Below are 22,136 nucleotides of genomic sequence, written 5' to 3' on the forward strand. Positions count from 1 at the left end.
TGAAGATAAGCACTTGCCAACATCTGAAACACTCCATATAATCTCACTTCTTTCAGGCTCGTAGCTCAGCTGGTTAGAGCACCACCTTGACATGGTGGGGGTCGTTGGTTCGAGTCCAATCGAGCCTACCAACGAAAACGAAATCCAGCGGACTTCGGTTCGCGGGGTTTCAAACCGCAAGAAGCGCGCAGCGCAAAAGGCGAAAAAACATGGCACGTCGAACGTTGACCGAAACAACTTCGGAGCGACGCTAGTCGAGGACCATATTCGCCTTCTGCCAAATTGTTTCGCGGTATGTGTGAAAAGTGAATGCGGCCCCTCGATAGCGGGGCCGCATTTTTTTTGTCTTGCGATTTTCAAAACGAAATCGCGTGGCAATGCTTAATCGAATCGCCCGGCATGTGCCGGCGTCTTGGAGAACGATATGGTTTCGGTACGTTTGCCTGATGGGTCGGTCCGACAATACGACCACCCGGTGACCGTCGCGGAAGTTGCGGCATCGATCGGCGCGGGCCTCGCCAAGGCGGCGCTCGCCGGCAAGCTCAACGGCGAACTCGTCGACACCTCGTTTCTGATCGACAAGGATTCGTCGCTCGCGATCGTCACCGACAAAGACCCGGAAGGCGTCGATGTCGTGCGTCACTCGACCGCGCACTTGCTGGCCTATGCCGTGAAGGATCTGTTCCCCGAGGCGCAAGTAACCATCGGGCCGGTCATCGACAACGGCTTCTACTACGATTTCTCGTACAGCCGTCCGTTCACGCCCGAAGATCTCGAAAAGATCGAGAAGCGCATGCAGGAGCTCGCGAAGAAGGACGAGCCGGTGTCGCGCCGCGTCGTCTCGCGCAACGAGGCCGTCGAGTACTTCAAGAGCATCGGCGAGGCGTACAAGGCCGAGATCATCGAATCGATTCCGGAAAGCGACGAGATCCGGCTTTACGCGCACGGCAATTTCATCGACCTGTGCCGAGGCCCGCACGTGCCGTCCACCGGCAAGCTCAAGGTTTTCAAGCTGATGAAAGTCGCGGGCGCATACTGGCGCGGCGATTCGAAGAACGAGCAACTGCAGCGCATCTACGGCACCGCGTGGACCAAGAAGGAAGACCAGGAGCAGTACCTCCACATGCTGGAAGAAGCCGAGAAGCGCGATCACCGAAAGCTCGGCAAGCAGCTCGACCTGTTCCATCTGCAGGACGAAGCGCCGGGCATGGTGTTCTGGCATCCGAAGGGCTGGTCGCTATGGCAGCAGGTCGAGCAGTACATGCGTCGCCGCGTGAACGAAGCCGGCTATCTCGAAATCAAGACTCCCATGGTGATGGACCGTTCGCTGTGGGAAGCATCGGGGCACTGGCAGAACTATCGTGAAAACATGTTCACGACCGAGTCGGAAAAGCGCGACTACGCGATCAAGCCGATGAACTGCCCGGGCCACGTCCAGGTGTTCAATCACGGCTTGCGCTCGTACCGCGACTTGCCGCTGCGTTACGCGGAGTTCGGTTCGTGCCATCGCAACGAGCCGTCGGGCGCGCTGCACGGTCTGATGCGCGTGCGGGGCTTCGTTCAGGACGATGCACATATCTTCTGTACCGAAGATCAGTTCATCGTGGAATCGATCGCGTTCAACACGCTCGCGATGAGCGTGTATAAGGATTTCGGCTTCGATCACATCGACATCAAGCTGTCGCTGCGTCCGGAACAGCGCGCCGGCACCGATGAAACCTGGGATCGCGCGGAGCAGGGCCTGCGCGAAGCGCTGACCGCCTGCGGCCTGCAGTGGGAAGAGCTCGCGGGCGAGGGCGCGTTTTACGGTCCGAAGATCGAGTATCACATCAAGGATGCGCTCGGCCGCTCGTGGCAATGCGGCACGCTGCAGCTCGACATGGTGCTGCCGGAGCGTCTCGGCGCGGAGTACGTGGCGGAAGACAACAGCCGCCGCCGTCCGGTGATGCTTCATCGCGCAATCGTCGGATCAATGGAGCGTTTCCTCGGCATTCTGATCGAGCATCATGCCGGCGCAATGCCGCCGTGGCTCGCGCCGATCCAGGCCGTTGTGTTGAATATTGCTGAAAGTCAGGCCGAATATGCCGGAAATCTGGCTCAATCGTTGCAAAAACAAGGGCTTAGAGTAGAGTCCGATTTGCGCAATGAGAAGATTAGCTATAAAATACGCGAGCACACGCTGCAAAAGGTGCCGTATTTGCTGGTCGTCGGCGACAAGGAGCGTGATGCACAAACCGTAGCCGTGCGTGCTCGTGGCGGTGTCGATCTGGGCGTGATGCCGGTCGACGCATTCCTCGAACGTCTGCAGCAGGAAGTGCGGGCGTTCAAGTAAGTCACTCGCAGCGCGGCTTGTTTTTTCATTTTTAGAGGAAACGTAACATCGCTACTGATAAGTCGTCACATCGCATCAACGGTGAGATTACCGCGCCGGAAGTGCGTTTGGTCGGAGTGGACAACGAGCCGCTCGGAATCGTGAAACTGGCCGAGGCGTTCCGTCAATCGGAGCAACTCGACGTGGATCTCGTCGAAATCGCGCCGCAGGCTTCGCCGCCTGTCTGCCGTTTGATGGATTACGGCAAGTTCAAGTATTCGGAAGCGAAGAAGCAGCACGAAGCGAAGTTGAAGCAGAAGATCGTGCAGGTGAAGGAAGTCAAATTCCGCCCCGGCACGGATGACGGTGACTACAACGTCAAGCTGCGCAACCTCACGCGCTTCCTCGAAGACGGCGACAAGACGAAAATCACGTTGCGTTTCCGCGGTCGCGAAATGGCGCACCAGGAAATCGGCATGCGTATGCTCGAGCGCCTGAAGTCCGATCTGGACGAATATGGCCAGGTCGAGCAGATGCCGAAGATGGAAGGGCGTCAGATGATCATGGTGCTTGCCCCGAAGAAGAAGGGCAAGTAACCGAACAGCAGTAGGGCGATGGATCGCGCGCCGTCGAAAGGCGGTCGGCGCGGCATTGCCGGCGGTTTCAGGCCGGCGTCATTTCGGTGACGCCGGTCATGAAAAGCGGCGGTTCTTCACCGAACCGTTCGCACACAAGTGGAGCGTGGGTTTCGAAGGGCGGGAAGGGGTTCGCGGGCAGTATCGGCGGATCATCCGCACACCCATGACCATCTAATAAACTGGAGTTGTTTCATGCCGAAGATGAAGACCAAGAAGAGTGCTGCAAAGCGCTTCGTGGTGCGTCCGGGCGGTACCGTCAAGCGCGGTCAGGCCTTCAAGCGCCACATTCTTACCAAGAAAACCACCAAGAACAAACGCCATCTGCGTGGCGCCACGGCCGTTCATGATTCCGATCTGAACTCCGTCCGCGCAATGCTGCCGTTCGCCTAACCTCATCTAACTTAAGGAGAGCAACATGCCTCGAGTAAAACGTGGGGTTACCGCACGGGCCCGTCACAAGAAGATCATCCGTCTGGCCAAGGGTTACCGCGGCCGTCGCAATAACGTCTATCGCATCGCCAAGCAGGCGGTCATGCGCGCAGGCCAGTACGCCTACCGCGATCGCCGCAACAAGAAGCGTGTGTTCCGCGCACTGTGGATCACGCGTATCAACGCGGCGGTGCGTCAGCACGACATGACCTACAGCGTGTTCATCAACGGCCTGAAGAAGGCTTCGATCGAACTCGACCGCAAGGTTCTGGCTGACATGGCTGTGTTCGACAAGGCTGCTTTTGCTGCGATCGTGAAGCAGGTGAAAGCCGCCGTTGCAGCCTAATTGCGAAATTAGTACTGCGTGGTTCGCCTCCTCGTCGCCGCATCGTAGAAATACGTTGACGACGGCGCGAAGGCAGAAAACGGGGCTCTCACCGAGCCCCGTTTTTGTTGGTCGGACGGTTTTGCGCATCTCATGCCCATCGTGGAGCGTGGATGAGCAAAACCGAACCTCAGATTGAATTTCGACGCTAAAAGATGGGATCAATGGATCTGGACCAGATTGTCGCCGACGCGAAAAGCGCCTTTGAACACGCCGCCGATACCACCACGCTCGAAAACGAGAAGGCACGGTTCCTCGGCAAGTCCGGCGCGCTGACCGAATTGCTGAAGGGATTGGGCAAGCTCGATCCGGAAGCGAAGAAGACAGAAGGCGCGCGCATCAATCAGGCAAAGCAGCAGGTTGAAGCCGCGCTGAACGCGCGCCGTCAGGCGCTGGCCGACGCGCTGCTGAATCAGCGTCTCGCGTCGGAAGCCATCGACGTCACGCTACCGGGACGCGGCGCGGGTGCGGGCACGCTGCATCCGGTGATGCGTACGTGGGAGCGCGTCGAACAAATCTTCCGCACGATCGGTTTCGATGTCGCCGACGGTCCGGAAATCGAGACCGACTGGTACAACTTCACGGCGCTGAACAGCCCGGAGAACCATCCGGCGCGCTCGATGCAGGACACGTTCTACGTCGACGGCAAGGACGCGGATGGCCGTCCGCTTTTGCTTCGCACGCATACGAGCCCGATGCAGGTGCGCTACGCGCGCATGAACAAGCCGCCGATCAAGGTGATCGTGCCGGGCCGCACGTATCGCGTGGACAGCGACGCCACTCATTCGCCGATGTTCAACCAGGTCGAAGGCCTGTGGATCGAAGAGAACATCAGCTTTGCGGATCTGAAGGGCGTCTACACCGATTTTCTGAAGAAGTTCTTCGAGCGCGACGACATTCTCGTGCGCTTCCGTCCGTCGTATTTTCCGTTCACGGAGCCGTCCGCCGAGATCGACATGATGTTCGAACACGGCAAGAACGCGGGCAAATGGCTGGAAATCTCAGGCTCGGGGCAGGTGCATCCGACCGTCATCCGCAACATGGGCCTCGATCCGGAGCGCTATATCGGCTTCGCGTTCGGCAGCGGCCTCGAGCGCCTGACGATGCTGCGCTACGGCGTGCAGGATCTGCGTCTGTTCTTCGAGAACGATCTGCGTTTCCTGCGTCAGTTCGCGTAAAGCACTTAGCGCCCGCGACGATCGCTCCTCGATAAGCGGCGATCGTGAGACTCCAAACATTTCGAACGTAGACACACATGCAATTCCCAGAATCCTGGCTCCGCAGTTTCGTCGATCTTAAGCTCTCCACCGACGAACTCGCGCACGCGCTGACGATGGCCGGCCTCGAAGTCGAAGACCTGCGCCCGGTCGCGCCGCCGACCACGAAGATCGTCGTGGGCCAAGTGCTCGAAGTCGCCAAGCATCCGAACGCCGACAAGCTCAACGTCTGTCAGGTCGATGCGGGCACGGGTGAGACGCTCAATATCGTGTGCGGCGCGCCGAACGTGTCGCCGGGCATCAAGGTGCCGGTCGCGCTGATCGGCGCCGTGCTGCCGCCGGCCGAAGCGGGCGGCGAGCCCTTCGCGATCAAGCCGACGAAGCTGCGCGGCGTCGACAGTCAAGGCATGCTGTGCTCCGCACGTGAGCTCAAGCTGTCGGAAGATCACAGCGGTCTCTTGATCCTGCCGACCGATGCGAAGGTCGGCCAGGACATCCGCGAGGCGCTCAATCTCGACGACACCGTCTTCGAAATCAAGCTCACGCCGAACAAGGCAGACTGCCTGTCGGTGTTCGGCGTTGCGCGCGAGACGGCAGCGATCACCGGCGCGCCGCTCAAGCAACCGGACATGCCGGCCGTCGAAACGAGGCTCGACGAAAAGCTGCCGGTCAAGGTGCTCGCGCCCGATCTGTGCGGGCGCTTCTCGGGCCGCGTGATTCGCGGCGTGAACGCCCGCGCGAAGACGCCGCAATGGATGGTCGAGCGTCTGGAACGTGCGGGCCAGCGCAGCATCTCCGCGCTCGTCGACATCTCCAATTACGTGATGCTCGAACTCGGCCGTCCGACGCACGTGTTCGATCTCGATAAGATTCACGGCGCGATCGAAGTGCGCTGGGGCAAGAAGGGCGAGTCGCTGAAGCTCCTGAACGGCAACACCGTCGAGCTCGATGAAACCGTCGGCGTGATCGCCGACGATCGTCACGTCGAAAGTCTCGCGGGCATCATGGGCGGCGACAGCACGGCCGTCTCGCTCGACACCACCAACATCTATCTCGAAGCCGCGTTCTGGTGGCCGGACGCGATCCGCGGCCGCGCGCGCAAGTACAACTTCTCGACCGATGCGGCGCATCGCTTCGAGCGCGGCGTCGATTATTCGACGACCGTCGAGCATATCGAACGCATCTCGCGCCTGATCCTCGACATCTGCGGCGGCGAAGCGGGTCCGGTCGACGATCAGATCGTGAACGTGCCGGATCGCAATCTGGTGTCGATGCGCGTGTCGCGCGCGCATCGGATCATCGGCGTCGAGATCGGCGCGGAAGAGATCGCGCAGATCTTCACGCGTCTGAACCTCGCGTTCGAGCGCGACGGCGACACCTTCAAGGTCACGCCGCCGCCGTATCGCTTCGATATCGAGATCGAGGAAGACCTGATCGAGGAAGTCGCGCGCATCTACGGTTTCGAGAAGATTCCGGCGCGCCCGCCGGTCGCGCGCAGCGAGATGCGCATCACGAACGAAACGAAGCGCTCGATCCATACGCTGCGCCACGAAGTCGCCGCGCGCGACTACTCGGAGACGGTGAACTTCAGCTTCGTCGACGCCGAGTGGGAGAAGGACTTCGCCGGCAACGATAATCCGATCAAGCTGCTGAACCCGATCGCGAGCCAGCTCTCGGTCATGCGTTCGACCATGTTCGGCAGCCTGATCGAAGTGCTGCGTCATAACCTGAATCGCCGCGCAGACCGCGTGCGCGTGTTCGAAGCGGGGCGCGTGTTCCATCGCGACGCAACGGTTAAAGCGGGCGAACTGACGGTCGAAGGCTTCGCGCAACCGAAGATGATCGGCGGGCTCGCGTATGGTCCGGTGGTCGAGGAACAGTGGGGCGTGGCCACGCGCAACGTCGACTTCTTCGACGTGAAGGGCGATGTCGAAGCGCTCTTCGCGCCCGTCGTGCCGCGCTTCGTTAAGGCGGAGCATCCGGCGTTGCATCCGGGACGCAGCGCGCGCATCGAGGTGGCGGGGCGCGCGGTCGGCTGGATCGGCGAACTGCATCCGCGCTGGCTGCAAAAGTACGACTTGCCGAACGCGCCGATCCTCTTCGAAATCGACGCCGACGCGTTGATGGATCGCGCATTGCCGGCGCCGTCCGAAGTGTCGAAATTTCCGCCGGTGCGTCGCGATATCGCGATTGTCGTGGATCAAAACGTGGCGGTTCAGGCGCTGCTCGACGAGCTCGAAAGCGCGCGCGCGGAAGCGGCGTGCAGGTACGTCACGAAGGTTGCCCTTTTCGATGAATTTCGTCCAAAATCAAATACTTCCGGTGGCTTGGGAGCGCATGAGAAAAGTCTTGCCTTCCGTGTAACGTTGCAAGATACTGGCGGCACGCTTCAGGACGAAACGGTCGATACGGCTATCAAAACGCTGGTGGATCGCCTGGCTCGAGTACACGGCGCGCGGTTGCGCGGATAGCCTTCAGTTGGCCCTTTCCGTCTTAATCGCCAAGTCTTAAATATGGCAAGCGCCGTTTTACCGATATGAACCAAATGAACTCGAGTGATTTCGAAGCCCTTCTTTCGGCGCAGCGTAGCGCCATGACCCGAGATATTCCGACCTCGAGCGCGCCCGGCGATACGCCGACGCTCACCAAAGCCGAGTTGGCGGAGATGCTGTTCGACCATGTCGGTCTGAACAAGCGCGAAGCCAAGGACATGGTCGAAGCCTTCTTCGAAGTCATCCGCGATGCGCTGGAGAGCGGCGAGAGCGTCAAGCTTTCCGGCTTCGGCAATTTCCAGTTGCGCGACAAGCCTCAGCGTCCCGGCCGCAATCCGAAGACGGGCGAGGCCATTCCTATCGCCGCGCGGCGGGTCGTCACGTTTCATGCAAGTCAGAAGCTGAAGGCGCTGGTCGAAACGGGAGCGGAGACCGATCTCACTCGCTGATTTCCCGGTGGCGCGCGAATGACTCGCGCGTCGCGTTGCTTGGCCACCGCGCTTCAATCGACATCACTTATAACGATGGTTGATCGACGATGGAAAAAGTCGTCTTGCCTCCGATCCCCGCCAAGCGATACTTCACGATTGGCGAAGTCAGCGAGTTGTGCGGCGTCAAGCCTCACGTGCTGCGCTATTGGGAGCAGGAGTTCACGCAGCTGAGGCCGGTGAAGCGGCGTGGCAATCGCCGCTACTATCAGCATCACGAAGTCTTGTTGATCCGGCGCATCCGCGAGTTGTTGTACGAGCAGGGCTTCACGATCAACGGTGCGCGTAACCGGCTCGATTCGCAGGGACGTGCAATCGACGACGATGCGGACATGGCCGAGACGCAAGTGTCGGCGCAAGCGCAACCGGGCGTCGATGTCGAGCAGTTGCGCAAGGATATTCTTCAGGTGATCGATCTTCTCGGCGGATGAACGCCGTCCGATTCAAAGTCCCGATGCCGCGAGTTCTCGCGGCATTTTTTTTGTCCGTCCCACGCTGTAATTACCGGATGCGTCGCAAGGCATCGTGGCCGCCGATGTAGCGAAGGTGTACCAGCCGCCGTCGAGGAGTCGATGACCGGACAGGCCCCGCCCGCGGTTAAGACTTGACGCCTACGCGGAAGCGCTTTTTCGGACCGGCTGCTTGCGAGGCCGGCAACTTGGTCTTGACCGACCAATAGACGATGCTCGGTCCGACACCCCATGGCGGATAGATGCGCCAGTCATCGACGCCATGGTGGAAAAAGTAAAGCGCGAAGCATCGGCCTGGTCTCGACGCGCGAACGGAGACATAGCGGCTGCCGCCGGGATAGATGCGCCCGAAGCGCGTGACGCGCGCGCCGCTTCCCGGACCGAACCATCTCGCGATTTCCGCGCGCAGGGCGGAGCAGGTTTGGCCGCATCGGCTGCGCCGCGCTCTGGCGGACGCTGGGACAGACAAAGGCATGGGGCGCCGTTCCTTATGTGTCACCTTAAGATTAGGGCTTAAATTACTGACACACAAGTGTTTTTTAGGCTTTTACGTCTGAATATTGGCGGACGGCGCCGCGTTTTTGCGCGCGTGTCGTCCATGACGAATGGCTTCAGACGGTCATGCCCATCGTCGCGGCCGTTTTGGTCAGCGCTTCTTCATCGGCGCCGACTTTAAGCATTGCATCGGCGAGGTGGTAGTCGAGCTGCGCACGCCCTTGGAGAAACGCGGGCGATGCGTCATCGATGACCCGCGAGGGGCCAAAGAAAAAAGGCTCTCCGGCAGAAGCCGGAGAGCCTTCAATTTCTGGTCGGGGCGAGAGGATTTGAACCTCCGACCACCTGCACCCCATGCAGGTACGCTACCAGGCTGCGCTACGCCCCGAAAGAGCGAAAGTATATCAGAGAGAAACGAATAGTAGAACTGCTTCCAACAATTTCGCTGTTGCACTCACAAAATTCACTCGCAATGCGTCAGAGCGTCAGTTCCGACTGCGTGTACGGCGACGTCTGGATCTTCACCGAATCCTCGCGCTCGGCCGACGCCCGCTCAGGCGAGACTTCCAGCGCGAAGCGCTGACGCCTGCGGAACCTCAAAGCCAGAAGCAACGAAATCGCGCATGGAATCAGATAGGTGGCGATGCGCTCCGTCCACGCGATGCGCGATCCGAAACTGTCGTACGGCGTGCGCTCATCGAAGCCGGCGGACGCAAAGATCATCGTCAACGTGAAGTCCAGCACCATGGCCGCGCCGCACAGACACAGAAAGATCAAGGCGCCGTTCCACTTCAGAGCGCGTTCGCTCGCATTCAACGTGCGGCAGACGAAGAGCGTCACGCCCAGCAAACTCAGGATAAAAATCAAGGGAAGCCACGGAAAATGCATGTCGCGCGCCTCGCGTATGGGTAGAAGGGACGATCCCGGCGGCGCGCAAGATGGATTTATGTTGCGTCTGGAGCGCCCGCTTCCGGAAGCGAGCGCGATGATTACACGCAAGTCTCGACGCAAAAATAAGAGTAATCCTAATCAGATTGGCCGATCGGCCAGCGACTCCGACAGGAAATCGATGAACGTCCGCACCTTCGTCGTCATGTATTTGCGGCTCGTGTACACCGCATACACGGACGGCGCGAACGCCGAATAGCTCGGCAGCACGCGCACGAGCGAGCCCGACGCCAATTCCGGCTCGACGATCCACGCCGGAAAGTATGCGAGCCCGAGTCCGGCGCGCACGAGCTGTAGCGCCATCGACGTATCGTTGGTCTTGAGCACCGCCTGGTTCTTCACGGTAAACGCGCCGTCCGGGCCCGTCAACGTGACGGAATCGATATTCGTGTAGGTCGGCAACACGAAGCGATGACGCGCGACATCATCCGGATGACGCAGCTTGCCGTGCTGTTCGAGATACGCGCGCGAACCCGCGAGCACGAACGGCATCTTGCACAGCGGCCTGACGATCAGCGAGGGCGAAGGCTCCGACGTGGCGCGGATCGCCATGTCGTAGCCTTCCTCGACGAGATCGACGAAGCGATTCTCCAGCCGCAGATCGACGAGCACGCCCGGATAGCGCGCCTGATACGCGACAAGCAGATCCGCGAAGGTGCGATTGGCGAACCAGCCTGGCGCCGTGACCTTGAGCACGCCTTGCGGCTCCGCCGTCTGCACGCCGACGGCGGCTTGCGCGGCCTGCAGGATGTCGAGCGCCTCGCTGCATTGCTCGTAGTAGACGTTGCCGGCTTCCGTGAGACTCAGGTGACGCGTCGTGCGGTTCAGGAGACGCACGCCGAGCTGGCGCTCTAGATTGGCGACGTGCTTGCTCGTCATCGCGGTCGAAATGTCGAGCCGTTCAGCAGCCTTCACGAAGCTGCCGGCCTCGACGACTTCGCGGAACACGCGCAAGCTGGTGAGAGCATCCATCGATCATTTCCTGCCGGGAAACAAAACGCTAATGTTAGCCGGATTTATCGACCGACGATGTCTGCCTAAACTGCAGGCAACCTACCTTCACTGGAGTTTTGCGATGTCTGCGACACACACTGGACCATCCGCGGCCAACGCGTCGGCGCTCGCCGTCTACGCTCACGCGCTGCTGCGCATCGTCGCTTCGTATCTGCTGCTCACGCATGCGAGCGCGAAGCTGTTCCATGTTCCGCACATCGCGATGTTCGACGGTCTGCCGCTCGTCTCGCTGCTCGGCGTGGCGGGCGTCATCGAATTGATCGGCGGCGTGCTCGTGCTGATCGGCCTGTTCACGCGGGCGGCGGCGTTCGTGTTGTCGGGCGAACTGGCGTTCGCGTACTTCATCGGGCACGCGCCGAAAGGAAACTTCCTGCTGCCGCTATTGAATCAGGGCGAGCCGGCCGTGCTGCTGTCGTTCATCTATTTGTTCATCGCGGCGGCGGGGCCGGGCGCGTGGAGCATCGACGGGCGACGTTGAGCATCACTTCGGCCACTCGTCTAGCTCGTCGTTGAAGAGCGAAGCGACGATGCCGCGCAGCCACATCGTGCGCGCATCGTTGTGAAACTTGCGATGCCAGTGCTGCTTCAGATCGAAGCGGGGCAACGCGAGCGGCGGCTCGGCGAGCGTGATCGACGCATGCTCGGCGACATACGCGAAGCCGATCGCATGCGGCACCGTCGCGATCAGATCGGTGCGCGACAGGATGAACGGCAGGCTCATGAAGTGCGGCGTTTCGAGCACCGCGCGCCGGCGCACGCGTTCCTTGTCGAGATAATTCTCCAGCACTTCCTGGCTGCGGCCTTCCGCGCGCACGACCGCGTGGCCGCATTCCATGAAGCGTTCGAGCGTGAGCGGCTGGTTCGCGAACGGATGATCGCGCCGCATCAGACAGATGAACCGGTGCGAGAAAAGCCGCTGCTGAAAGAAGTTGTTGCCGCGCAAGTCCGGAAAGTAGCCGACCGCCAGATCGATATCGCCGGCTTCAAGCCCGCGCTCCACATCACCATGCGACGCCGACACCGAGCGCAGATTCGCGTTCGGCGCTTCCTTCGCGAAGGCCTGCAAGAGGCGCGGCAGAAAGACGATCTCGCCGACATCGGAAAGCGCGATCGAAAACGTCTCCGCGCTCGTCGAAGGATCGAAGTGCTGCCGGTCGAGCAGGCCGCGTTCGATGCGCGCCAGCGCCTCGCGCGCCGCGGGCACGAGCGCGATGGTGCGCGGCGTCGGCTCCATGCCGCGCGAGGTGCGCACGAAGAGCGGATCGTTGAAGTACTCGCGCAGACGTGCGAGCGCGGTCGACACGCGCGGCTGACTCACCCCGAGCCGCTCGGCGGCGCGGCTCACGTTGCGCGTCTCCTCGATGGCGACGAGGTACGGAATCAGGTTGAGATCGAGATCGTTCATTTCGGAACCGCCGTCTCCTCGCGTCGATACGGCGTCATCCGCGCCGCGCGACCATGTCCGACACGCGCTGCGCCGCTTCCTGCAGCGGTTCGAGAAACGCCTTCACCATCTGCTTTGCGTTCTTGCGCTGCGCGTTGCCGCTGATGTTCAGCGCCGCGATCACGCGGCCTTGCCGGTCGCGGATCGGCGCGGACATCGAAATCAGTCCTTCCTCCAGTTCCTGATCGACGATTGCCCAGCCCTGGCGGCGGACCGCGGCGATGGCTTCCTTGAGCGCGCCCTTGTCGACGATCGTGCGCGGCGTGCGCGCGACGAGCGAACTCGCATCGAGCGCTTCGTCGAGGCGCACTTCGTCGAGCGCGGCGAGCAGGACGCGGCCCATCGACGTGCAGAACGCAGGCAGACGGCTGCCGATCGACAGATTCTGCGTGATGATCTTGTGCGTCGGCACGCGCAGCACATAGACGATTTCCGCGCCGTTCAGCACGGCCGCCGAGCAGCTTTCGTGCACTTGCTCGACGAGATCTTCCATTACCGGTTCGGCCAGATTCCAGAAGGGCATCGACGTCAGATAGGCGAAGCCGAGGTCGAGAATCTTCGGCGTCAACTGAAAGAGACGCCCGTCGGCCTCGACATACCCGAGCGCCTGCAGCGTCAGAAGGATGCGGCGCGCGCCGGCGCGCGTAAGGCCGGTGGCCGCCGCGACATCCGTCAGCGTCTGCGCGGGGCGGTTCGCATCGAACGAGCGGATGACAGCGAGCCCGCGCGCGAACGACTGCACGTAGGCATCGCCGGGGCGCGCCTGCGCGTCTTGCGGCTCGGCATCCGGATTGAGCGTGGCTGAATTCTTCATAAGGCGTGTGATGAAAGCGCGAACGGACGGTCGACGCGAAGTTCGAGCTCGGTGAAAACCCCCACTTCGCGCATGCTTCGTTGACACGACAACGAATGCGGGACTAACATGCCGATGTTCGCTAAACGAATCCATGTTCGCATGACGAACATTTCAGCGCAAGTGTGCTGACGAGCAGGTAAACCCCAGTTCGAGACAGACAGGAACGGCAATGATCAACAAGATTTTCGATTCGCTCGCCTCGGCCGTCGCCGACGTCCACGACGGCGCGACCATCATGATCGGCGGTTTCGGCACGGCGGGCATGCCGTCCGAGCTGATCGACGCGCTCATCGAGCAGGGCGCGCGCGGGCTCACGATCGTCAACAACAACGCCGGCAACGGCGACACGGGACTGGCCGCGCTGCTGAAGGCGAAGCGCGTGCGCAAGATCATCTGCTCGTTCCCGCGTCAGACGGACTCGCATGTGTTCGACGCGCTCTATCGCGCGGGCGAAATCGAGCTGGAACTCGTGCCGCAGGGCAATCTGGCGGAACGCATCCGCGCGGCGGGCGCGGGCATCGGCGGATTTTTCACGCCGACGGGCTACGGCACGAAGCTCGCCGAAGGCAAGGAAACGCGCGTGATCGACGGCCGGCACTACGTGCTCGAAGCGCCGCTGCACGCGGATTTCGCGCTCGTGAAGGCATATAAGGGCGATCGCTGGGGCAATCTGGTCTATCGTAAAACTGCGCGCAACTTCGGTCCGATCATGGCGAGCGCCGCGAAAACGGCCATCGTGCAGGTCTCGAAGGTCGTCGCGCTCGGCGAGCTGGACCCCGAAAACATCGTGACGCCGGGCATTTTCGTGCAGCGCGTCGTCGAAGTACCGCAAGCCGTGCATCAAGCCGAACTCGCCGCTTAAGGAAGGACGAAAAGCCATGAAGAAACTCACTCGTGACGAAATGGCCAAGCGCGTGGCCGCGGACATTCCCGAAGGCGCGTACGTGAACCTGGGCATCGGCGTGCCGACGCTCGTCGCCAATCATCTCGCGGCGGACCGCGAGATCTTCCTGCACAGCGAAAACGGCCTGCTCGGCATGGGCCCGGCGCCCGCCAAAGGCGAGGAAGACGACGAACTCATCAACGCAGGCAAGCAGCACGTCACGTTGCTGACCGGCGGCGCGTTTTTCCATCACGCCGATTCGTTCGCGATGATGCGCGGCGGCCATCTCGACTTCTGCGTGCTCGGCGCCTTCCAGGTTTCCGCGACGGGCGATCTCGCGAACTGGCACACCGGCGCGCCCGACGCGATTCCGGCTGTCGGCGGCGCGATGGATCTCGCGATCGGCGCGAAGCAGGTCTACGTGATGATGGAACTGCTCACCAAGCAGGGCGAGAGCAAGCTGGTCGACGCCTGCACGTATCCGGTGACGGGCGTGGCATGCGTGAATCGCGTGTACACGGATCTCGCCGTGTTCGACGTGACGCCGGAAGGCTTCGTCGTGCGCGAAATCGTCGACGGCCTGTCGTTCGAAGAGTTGCGGAAGCTGGCCCAGGTGCCGCTGCAATTCGCGCCGCTGACCGAAGCAGCCTGAGAGAATTCTGGAGACATTGAAGATGAAAGAAGCTTTCGTATGTGATGCCATCCGCACTCCGATCGGTCGTTACGGCGGTTCGCTGTCCTCCGTGCGCGCCGACGATCTCGGCGCCGTGCCGCTGCGCGCGCTGGTCGAGCGCAACAAGGAAGTGGACTGGGAAGCCATCGACGAAGTGATCTACGGCTGCGCGAATCAGGCGGGCGAAGACAACCGCAACGTCGCGCGCATGTCGGCGCTGCTGGCCGGTTTGCCGGTCGGCACGCCGGGCTCGACGGTCAATCGCCTGTGCGGCTCGGGCATGGACGCGATCGGCGTCGCGGCCCGCGCGATCAAGGCGGGCGAGACGAGCCTGATGATCGCGGGCGGCGTCGAAAGCATGAGCCGCGCGCCGTTCGTGATGGGCAAGGCGACGAGCGCGTTCTCGCGTTCCGCAGAAATCCACGATACGACCATCGGCTGGCGCTTCATCAATCCGCTGATGAAGAAGCAGTACGGCGTCGATTCGATGCCGGAAACCGCCGAAAACGTCGCGGACGACTACAAGATCAGCCGCGCCGATCAGGACGCGTTCGCGCTGCGCTCGCAGCAGAAGGCGGCGCGCGCGCAAAAGGACGGCACGCTGGCGCAGGAAATCGTCGCGGTGACGATTCCGCAGAAAAAGGGCGATGCGCTCGTCGTCGACAAGGACGAGCATCCGCGCGAAACGAGCCTCGAAGCGCTCGCGAAACTGAAGGGCGTCGTGCGTCCGGACGGCTCGGTGACGGCGGGCAACGCGTCGGGCGTGAACGACGGCGCGGTCGCGATGCTGATAGCCGACGAGGAAAGCGCGAAGCGCAACGGCCTCACGCCGCGCGCGCGCATTCTGGGCTTGGCCACGGCCGGCGTGCCGCCGCGCGTGATGGGCATCGGTCCAGGTCCGGCCTCGCAGAAGCTGCTTGCGCGTCTCGGCATGACCATCGACCAGATGGACGTGATCGAGCTGAACGAAGCGTTCGCGTCCCAAGGTTTGGCGACGCTGCGCATGCTCGGCGTCGCCGATGACGATCCCCGCGTCAATCCGAACGGCGGTGCGATCGCGCTCGGCCATCCGCTGGGCGCGTCCGGCGCGCGGCTCGTCACGACCGCGAGCTACCAGTTGCATCGCACGGGCGGACGTTACGCGCTTTGCACGATGTGCATTGGCGTCGGCCAAGGCATCGCGATGATCATCGAGCGCGTCTGATCACATGTTTTCATCGACCGGACGTTTGACCGATCTCATTTGCGGCAACGCCGCCGCGAATGAGATCTGGTCGCCGCGCGCGACCGTGCAGGCCATGCTCGATGTCGAAGCCGCGCTCGCGCGCGCATCCGCGCTGCATGGCGTGATTCCGTCGGGCGCGGTGGATGCGATCGTCGCCGCCTGCGATGCCGATAACATCGACGCCGATGCGCTGATGACCGGCGCCGCGGCGGGCGGCAATCTCGCGATTCCGCTCGTCAAGCAACTGACGGCCGTCGTGAAGGCGCGCGACGCCGAAGCAGCCAAGTACGTGCATTGGGGCGCGACGAGTCAGGACATCATCGATACGGGCGTCGTGCTGCAATTGCGCGCGTTTCTCGATCTGATCGATGCGGATCTGCGCTCGCTCTCCGATGCGCTCGCCACGCAGGCGCAAGCCCACAAAAACACGCCGATGATCGGCCGCACCTGGCTTCAGCAGGCCCTGCCGATCACGCTCGGCCTGAAGTTCGCGCAATGGCTCGATGCAGTGACGCGTCATCGCGAGCGCCTCGGCGAACTGAGGTCGCGCGCGCTCGTGCTGCAATTCGGCGGCGCGGCGGGCACGCTCGCGAGTCTGCGCGACAAGGCCTTGCCGGTCGCGGCATCGCTTGCGCAGGACCTGAAGCTGGCGCTTCCCGCGTTGCCGTGGCACACGCAGCGCGATCGCATCGCGGAAACCGCGTCGTTTCTCGGCATGCTGACGGGCACGCTGGGCAAGATCGCGCGCGATGTCTCGCTGATGATGCAGACCGAGCTCGGAGAAGTCGCCGAACCGGCGGCCGCAGGCAAGGGCGGATCGTCGACGATGCCGCACAAGCGCAATCCAGTCGGCTGCGCGGCCGTTCTGACCGCCGCGACGCGCGCGCCGAATCTCGTCGCGACGATCTTCGCGGGCATGGTGCAGGAGCACGAGCGCGCGCTCGGCGGCTGGCAGGCCGAATGGGAAGCGCTGCCCGATCTCGCGCGTCTGACGGCGGGCGCGTTGTCGAACATCGTGGGCATCGTTCCGTCGATGGAAGTCAATGTCGAACGGCTCGCACGCAATCTCGACGTGACCAACGGACTGATTCTCGGCGAAGCGGTGATGCTCGCGCTCGGCGACGCAATCGGCAGGCTCGACGCGCACAAGCTCGTCGAAGGCGCGTCGAAGGCGTCGGTGGCGAACGGCACGTCGCTCTTCGACGAACTCTGCTCGAACGAAACCGTCACGCGTCATGTTTCGCAGGATCAACTGAAATCGCTGCTCGATCCGGCGAATTACGTCGGACAGGCGCAGGCGTTCGTCGATGCCGCCATCGCGAACGCTCACTCGAAATAAGCAGGAACACACAGGAGCGGTAAAAACATGCCTCTTGCCGAAGTCAACGGAACACGGATTCACTATCGCATCGACGCGACGGCGGGCGACAACGCGCCGTGGCTCGTGCTGTCGAATTCGCTCGGCGCCGATGTCTCGATGTGGACGCCGAACATCGAGGCGTTCGCCGCGCGCTATCGCGTCGTGCGCTACGACACGCGCGGCCACGGTCATTCGGACGTGCCGCCGGGCTCGTACACGATCGATCAGCTGATCGGCGACGTGATCGGCCTGATGGATCATCTGAAAATCGAGCGCGCGAACTACTGCGGCCTGTCGATGGGCGGGCTGACCGGCATCGGGCTGGCGGCGCGTCATCCGGAGCGCTTCTCGCGCGTGGTGTTGTCGAACACCGCCGCGCTGATCGGCTCGGACGCCGTGTGGACGCCGCGCGCCGCGAAAGCGCGCGAGCCGGGCGGCATGCCCGCGCTGACCGACGCCGTGATCGCGCGCTGGTTTACCGCGCCCTTCATCGAGCGTGAGCAGCTCGAACTCGCGAATATCCGCGACGTGTTTCGCCACACCAACGGCGACGGCTACGCGTCGAACTGCGAGGCGATCCGCGACGCCGACCTGCGCGACGAAGCGAAGACCATCGCATTGCCCGTGCTTGTGATTGCGGGCACGCACGATCTGTCGACGACGGCCGAGCAGGGCCGCGAGCTCGCGGGTTATATCGGCGGCTCGCGCTACGTCGAACTGGACGCGGCGCATCTGTCGAACATCGAAAAGCGCGACGACTACACGCGCGCCGTCCTCGACTTCCTCGGAGAATAAAGATGACCGACGACGAACGTTACGAAGCCGGAATGAAAGTGCGCCGCGCGGTGCTGTCCGACGCGCACGTCGACCGCTCGCTTGCAAACCGCACCGAGCTGACGACCGAATTCCAGAACTTCATCACGCGCTATGCGTGGGGCGAAATCTGGACGCGCGACGGCCTGCCGCGTCACACGCGCAGCCTCATCACGATCGCGATGATGGTCGCGCTCAACCGCAGCGAAGAACTCGCACTGCACTTGCGCGCCGCGAAGAACAACGGCGTCACGCAAGACGAGATCAAGGAAGTGCTGTTGCAAACGGCGGTCTACTGCGGCGTGCCGGCGGCGAATTCGGCGTTCCACCTCGCGCAGAAAATCTTCGACGAAGAGAGCAAGGCGTAGTCGCGACGCGGAACCGATAAAAACCGTCTCCGGGAAACCGGAGACGGTTTTTTCGTTTGCGGACTCAGAACGCGTAGAACGGTCCCGGTCCTGCGGGCGTCGGGCGTCCTGCGAGCGCCGTGAACACGCGCCGTCCGTAGAAGAAAGGCAAGCCCCAGTCGAAGAAGCCGCTCGCGGAGCCGGCGAGATTGTCGAAGGCGAAGTGGCCGGTGCCGAACAAGGTCGTCGATTGCGCGATGGTGAAGCTCACCGCGCTCTGCGCGCCGCTCGACGAACGGATCGTCGCGGCGATCGTCGTCGGCGTCGACGGGCAATACCACGCGCCGCACTTCGCGAGCGTCGCCGACGGGAAGAAGACGCCGTTCGATCCGCTATCGATGAAGCTCGAACCGTACTGGCTGCCGCCGAAATCCGTCGTGACGTAGCCGGACAGCGAACTCGCCTTGAGCACCGTGGCCGAGCCGAGCAGATTGTTCGACTGCGAGCCGATGCCGAAGGTCATCGTCCCCGTGACCGCCGATGCGCCGCTATCCGGCAGGTCGGGCAGCTCGATCAGCACACCGTTGTTGTCCGACGCGAAGTTCGCGACCGGATTGGTCACCTGCTGCGCGACCGCCAGCTTGCTCGCGGTGCAGTTGCCCGAGATGCAGCTGTAGTACCAGCGCGGCATCGCCGAGGTCGCGCATCCCGCGCCGCAGTCGGCGGTGAACGGTCCGACGCCGAGGATGCCGTTGCCGCGCAGGCTCGACGCGGAGAGCATCGGCAGGCCGGACTGGCCGCAGTCCTGCGCCGCGTTGCCTGCGGCGGAGTCGGCGATCAGTTGCACGGAAGTCGAGCGCGCGACCTGGCTCGCGAGCCGGATATCGGCCGTGCGGACCGCGCCCCACGTATAGCCTGAGCCGAACACGGCGCATTCCGCGATGATCGCGCTCTGGCTGCCGCCCGCGACGAGCGGCAACGCGATCGACGGACTGAGTGCGGACGCCAGCACTCTCAAGCCGTGCGAGCCGGTATCGACCTGAATGTCGTCGATGGTCTGGCATGTGTCCGTGCCCGGCACGCAGATCGTCACGCTGGTTTGCAGCATGTTGCGCGTGTTGGTCGGCGTGCTGGAAACATGGATGATCTGGACGTTGGGCGTCGTCGATTGCGCGACGGTCGTGCCGGTGGATGGGGACGACGCCGCGCTCGCGGGCGTCGCGGCGCTGGCCGTCTGGGGGGCGCTGGCCTGGTGAGGCGACGCGGCGGCGCTGCCGTTCGTGCCGCCGTCCGAACCTCCGCCGCCGCCGCAGGCGTGAAGCAGAACGCAAGTGCCGAGTGCGGCGATCGAGAGAAGGGCGCGTGGGTTCATGGCGGGCCTCTTACTGAATGTCCGTTGCGCTCACGCCCGGCGGCAGGGCGCTCGCAAGCCATGCGCGGCCGATGTATTCGCGCAGCCGCATGCGATTTTCGACGACGAGATCGCCCGCGGCGACATGCGCCGCATGCAGACCCGCATCGCCGACCGACGCGCTCGCGCCTTGCCTGAACGTCTCGAAATGGCTGCCGAGCAGCGTGCGGACGTCCGGCATCGCCGGGCCGCGCCAGGACACCGCGTACACCGTGCCGCTCGAATCGACATACTCACGCACGACGATGCCGTCGGCATCGGTCGTTTCGTGGAATTTCACGAGGCCGCTCTGCGCCTGATGCACGACATCGCCCTGCGATGCGCTCGACGCGCGCCCGGCGGCACCGAGCTGCGCGTGGGCATTAGCCGACGCGCCGATCGCCAGAATGGTCAGGCACGCGGTCGCGTAGTGAGGAATTCTGATTTTTCTCATGACGTTCTCTCCGTTAATTAGGACTCTTCTTATTTTCGAGATGCGATTTTAGGAGGAAGTCAGAAAAAACTGATACACGTCGATGTTTCCGCGCGAAACGGGCGGATGCGCGTAGGAGAAAAAGAAGTCGCTATGAATCAAAAGGTTACGCAGATCGAAAAGCCGAGTTGCCGCTTTTCGCGATTGTCATAAATTGTCAATTCGATGCGGAGCGGCTTAAATGGAAGTTTGAGGCGCGCCTTTTGGCTGCGCGTAGTCTGCTTTCGTCATTGAAAGGCAACGTTTAATGGGCGCGCTGCGCAGCCTTGCCGGAAGCCGTCGTGACCTCTTTTTTGTCACGGCGCACGGCGGACCGGTAAAATAACGGGTTGATCCACGGAAGAACGCCCGTGGCGTAGCGGAAGGACTTCTCCAAATGACAGATTTTCGTGTAACGAAGCGGATGGCTGCGCTTTTCGCGGTGGCCGGAATCGTGGCGGGATGTGGCTCGTCCAATCCCAACGCGTTCAACTACAAGAGCGATCAGCGTTCGAAACAGGTGTCTCTCGCCGTGCCGCCGAACCTGCTCGACGAAGCGGCCGATCAGCGTTCATTGCCGCCGCAGGGCGGGCAGGCATCGCTGTCCGATCTGCAGCAGATTCAGAAAGTCGCACCGAACGCGCCCACGGTGGTTCCGCCGGTGTCGGGCATGCGCGTTCAGCGCGACGGCACCGAGCGCTGGCTCGTCGTCGATGGCAAGACGCCCGATCAGGTGTGGCCGCAGGTCCGCCGTTTCTGGCAGGAGCAGGGCTTTCTGCTCGTCGTCGATCAGCGCGACAAGGGCGTGATGGAAACGGACTGGAACGAAACCCATCCGCAGATTTCCGACGGCCTGATCCGCGACACGCTCGCCAAGGCAACGGGCAACTCGTATGTCACGGCCGAGCGCAACAAGTACCGCACGCGTCTCGAAGCGGCGCCGAACGGCGGCACGTATGTGTTCATCAGCCAGAAGGGCATGCGCGAGGCGCTGACCGGCGTGAACAATGACACGAGCCAGTGGCAGGCCCGCCCGAACGATCCCGCGCTCGAGAACGAATACCTCAAGCGCCTGATGTCCTCGCTCTCACTGGCCGACCAGCGGGCGGCTTCCGGCGGCGCAACGCCGCTCGACGCCCCGGCCGCCGGTGCTGCGGGCGCGCAAGCCGCGAAGGGCGGCGATGCGAAGGCGGCGTCGGTCGCGGCGCAGAACGCCGCGTACGCGGGCAATTCGCCGATCCGCAACGAAGTCGTGCCCGAGGCCGCATCGTCGCAACTGACCTTGCCGGAAGCGTACGACCGCGCGTGGTTGCGCGTGGGCATCGCGCTCGATCGCGCCAACTTCACGGTGGACGACCGCGACCGCAGCAAGGGCGTCTATTACGTGCGCTACGTCGATCCGACGGACAAGTCGTCGGCGGAACAAGGCTTCTGGAGCCAGGTGTTCCACGGCCGCAAGGAAATGAAGGCGAAGCAGTATCAGGTCAACGTGCGCGCCGTCACCGAGCAGCAAACGCGCGTGGCGATCGTCGACGACAAGGGCGAAGTCGATTCGTCGCCGCAAGCTCGCCAGATCATGGCGCTGCTCGCCGACCAGATCAGCTGATCGTTTTCCGCGCCGATCCGCAGAAACCGCCTCCTTCGCGAGGCGGTTTTTTTGCGCCGTCGATGCCGCCGCCGGGCGCGCAAACGATTTTTTCAGCGCGCACGGAAATGCGAGCGACGCGTAAATATTGCGCAGACAATTCTTTCTATCGGGAAATGTGCGCAAAAGCTTATAGAAATG

The 22,136-nt window shown here is 62.6% G+C and carries 22 protein-coding genes and 2 tRNA genes; 17 read left to right on the top strand and 7 right to left on the bottom strand.

What is annotated here, in order from left to right; genetic code table 11:
• Positions 1–54 precede the first annotated feature (54 nt).
• The 9 genes from NCS02_RS06060 to NCS02_RS06100 all read left to right on the top strand — a co-directional run bounded on the left by NCS02_RS06060 (position 55) and on the right by NCS02_RS06100 (position 8,391).
• Positions 55–131 (top strand) — tRNA-Val (locus NCS02_RS06060).
• A gap of 293 nt (positions 132–424) precedes the next feature.
• On the top strand, positions 425–2,332 hold the full coding sequence (gene thrS, locus NCS02_RS06065; protein WP_250519398.1) for a threonine--tRNA ligase: 1,908 nt from the start codon (positions 425–427) through the stop codon (positions 2,330–2,332).
• A gap of 47 nt (positions 2,333–2,379) precedes the next feature.
• Positions 2,380–2,907 carry a translation initiation factor IF-3 gene (gene infC, locus NCS02_RS06070; RefSeq protein ID WP_075583511.1) on the top strand — a complete coding sequence of 176 codons (528 nt, stop codon included), beginning with the start codon at positions 2,380–2,382 and terminating at the stop codon, positions 2,905–2,907.
• 234 nt (positions 2,908–3,141) lie between these two features.
• On the top strand, positions 3,142–3,339 hold the full coding sequence (gene rpmI / locus NCS02_RS06075) for a 50S ribosomal protein L35 (protein ID WP_004191477.1): 198 nt from the start codon (positions 3,142–3,144) through the stop codon (positions 3,337–3,339).
• Between the two features lie 25 nt (positions 3,340–3,364).
• Positions 3,365–3,724: a 50S ribosomal protein L20 gene (gene rplT / locus NCS02_RS06080; protein ID WP_008350196.1), complete on the top strand. Its 360-nt coding sequence runs from the start codon at positions 3,365–3,367 to the stop codon at positions 3,722–3,724.
• 203 nt (positions 3,725–3,927) lie between these two features.
• Positions 3,928–4,941 (top strand): phenylalanine--tRNA ligase subunit alpha, encoded by a 1,014-nt coding sequence (gene pheS, locus NCS02_RS06085; protein WP_033537244.1) that lies wholly within the window; start codon positions 3,928–3,930, stop codon positions 4,939–4,941.
• A gap of 77 nt (positions 4,942–5,018) precedes the next feature.
• Positions 5,019–7,451 carry a phenylalanine--tRNA ligase subunit beta gene (gene pheT / locus NCS02_RS06090; RefSeq protein WP_250522945.1) on the top strand — a complete coding sequence of 811 codons (2,433 nt, stop codon included), beginning with the start codon at positions 5,019–5,021 and terminating at the stop codon, positions 7,449–7,451.
• Positions 7,452–7,516: 65 nt separating this feature from the next.
• Positions 7,517–7,921, top strand: coding sequence for an integration host factor subunit alpha (locus NCS02_RS06095; RefSeq protein ID WP_008350190.1), 405 nt, complete (start codon positions 7,517–7,519; stop codon positions 7,919–7,921).
• Positions 7,922–8,010: 89 nt separating this feature from the next.
• Positions 8,011–8,391 (top strand): MerR family transcriptional regulator, encoded by a 381-nt coding sequence (locus NCS02_RS06100; protein WP_008350188.1) that lies wholly within the window; start codon positions 8,011–8,013, stop codon positions 8,389–8,391.
• A gap of 845 nt (positions 8,392–9,236) precedes the next feature.
• Here NCS02_RS06100 and NCS02_RS06105 read toward each other — a convergent pair.
• The 3 genes from NCS02_RS06105 to NCS02_RS06115 form a co-directional block, all read right to left on the bottom strand.
• Positions 9,237–9,313 (bottom strand) — tRNA-Pro (locus NCS02_RS06105).
• An 89-nt stretch (positions 9,314–9,402) separates the two neighbouring features.
• Positions 9,403–9,813 carry a hypothetical protein gene (locus NCS02_RS06110; RefSeq protein ID WP_008350183.1) on the bottom strand — a complete coding sequence of 137 codons (411 nt, stop codon included), beginning with the start codon at positions 9,811–9,813 and terminating at the stop codon, positions 9,403–9,405.
• Between the two features lie 141 nt (positions 9,814–9,954).
• Complete coding sequence (locus NCS02_RS06115) at positions 9,955–10,845, bottom strand: LysR family transcriptional regulator (RefSeq protein ID WP_250434526.1); 891 nt, start codon at positions 10,843–10,845, stop codon at positions 9,955–9,957.
• A gap of 103 nt (positions 10,846–10,948) precedes the next feature.
• On the opposite strand from NCS02_RS06115, the gene NCS02_RS06120 reads away from it, so the two are divergent.
• Positions 10,949–11,365, top strand: coding sequence for a DoxX family protein (locus tag NCS02_RS06120; RefSeq protein ID WP_250519400.1), 417 nt, complete (start codon positions 10,949–10,951; stop codon positions 11,363–11,365).
• A 3-nt stretch (positions 11,366–11,368) separates the two neighbouring features.
• On the opposite strand, the gene NCS02_RS06125 is transcribed toward NCS02_RS06120, so the two are convergent.
• A complete protein-coding gene (locus NCS02_RS06125; protein ID WP_008350178.1) occupies positions 11,369–12,292 on the bottom strand; it encodes a LysR family transcriptional regulator in 924 nt (307 codons plus the stop codon).
• A 34-nt stretch (positions 12,293–12,326) separates the two neighbouring features.
• On the bottom strand, positions 12,327–13,145 hold the full coding sequence (locus NCS02_RS06130; protein WP_250519401.1) for an IclR family transcriptional regulator: 819 nt from the start codon (positions 13,143–13,145) through the stop codon (positions 12,327–12,329).
• A gap of 211 nt (positions 13,146–13,356) precedes the next feature.
• On the opposite strand from NCS02_RS06130, the gene NCS02_RS06135 reads away from it, so the two are divergent.
• Genes NCS02_RS06135 through pcaC form a run of 6 tightly spaced genes read left to right on the top strand, consistent with a single transcriptional unit; the run spans position 13,357 to position 18,509 of the window.
• Positions 13,357–14,049, top strand: coding sequence for a 3-oxoacid CoA-transferase subunit A (locus NCS02_RS06135; protein WP_008350174.1), 693 nt, complete (start codon positions 13,357–13,359; stop codon positions 14,047–14,049).
• Between the two features lie 16 nt (positions 14,050–14,065).
• Entirely contained in the window at positions 14,066–14,722 is a 657-nt protein-coding gene (locus tag NCS02_RS06140) for a 3-oxoacid CoA-transferase subunit B (protein ID WP_034472035.1), read from the top strand.
• 22 nt (positions 14,723–14,744) lie between these two features.
• Positions 14,745–15,947: a 3-oxoadipyl-CoA thiolase gene (pcaF, locus tag NCS02_RS06145; RefSeq protein WP_175979962.1), complete on the top strand. Its 1,203-nt coding sequence runs from the start codon at positions 14,745–14,747 to the stop codon at positions 15,945–15,947.
• A gap of 4 nt (positions 15,948–15,951) precedes the next feature.
• On the top strand, positions 15,952–17,307 hold the full coding sequence (locus NCS02_RS06150; RefSeq protein WP_250518147.1) for a 3-carboxy-cis,cis-muconate cycloisomerase: 1,356 nt from the start codon (positions 15,952–15,954) through the stop codon (positions 17,305–17,307).
• Positions 17,308–17,334: 27 nt separating this feature from the next.
• A complete protein-coding gene (gene pcaD, locus NCS02_RS06155; RefSeq protein WP_250519402.1) occupies positions 17,335–18,123 on the top strand; it encodes a 3-oxoadipate enol-lactonase in 789 nt (262 codons plus the stop codon).
• A gap of 2 nt (positions 18,124–18,125) precedes the next feature.
• Positions 18,126–18,509 (top strand): 4-carboxymuconolactone decarboxylase, encoded by a 384-nt coding sequence (gene pcaC, locus NCS02_RS06160; protein ID WP_008350165.1) that lies wholly within the window; start codon positions 18,126–18,128, stop codon positions 18,507–18,509.
• 64 nt (positions 18,510–18,573) lie between these two features.
• Here pcaC and NCS02_RS06165 read toward each other — a convergent pair whose 3' ends face one another.
• Together NCS02_RS06165 and NCS02_RS06170 are read right to left on the bottom strand one after the other, a co-directional pair.
• Positions 18,574–19,860, bottom strand: coding sequence for a DUF3443 domain-containing protein (locus NCS02_RS06165; RefSeq protein ID WP_250519403.1), 1,287 nt, complete (start codon positions 19,858–19,860; stop codon positions 18,574–18,576).
• A 10-nt stretch (positions 19,861–19,870) separates the two neighbouring features.
• Positions 19,871–20,332 carry a DUF2844 domain-containing protein gene (locus NCS02_RS06170; protein WP_250519404.1) on the bottom strand — a complete coding sequence of 154 codons (462 nt, stop codon included), beginning with the start codon at positions 20,330–20,332 and terminating at the stop codon, positions 19,871–19,873.
• A gap of 415 nt (positions 20,333–20,747) precedes the next feature.
• Between NCS02_RS06170 and bamC the strand changes: the two genes are divergently transcribed.
• Positions 20,748–21,956 (top strand): NlpB/DapX family lipoprotein, encoded by a 1,209-nt coding sequence (gene bamC, locus NCS02_RS06175; protein WP_034472024.1) that lies wholly within the window; start codon positions 20,748–20,750, stop codon positions 21,954–21,956.
• The last annotated feature ends 180 nt before the right edge of the window (positions 21,957–22,136 follow it).

The organism is Caballeronia sp. NCF2, assembly GCF_023631205.1.
GTDB classification, from domain to species: Bacteria; Pseudomonadota; Gammaproteobacteria; order Burkholderiales; family Burkholderiaceae; genus Caballeronia; species Caballeronia zhejiangensis.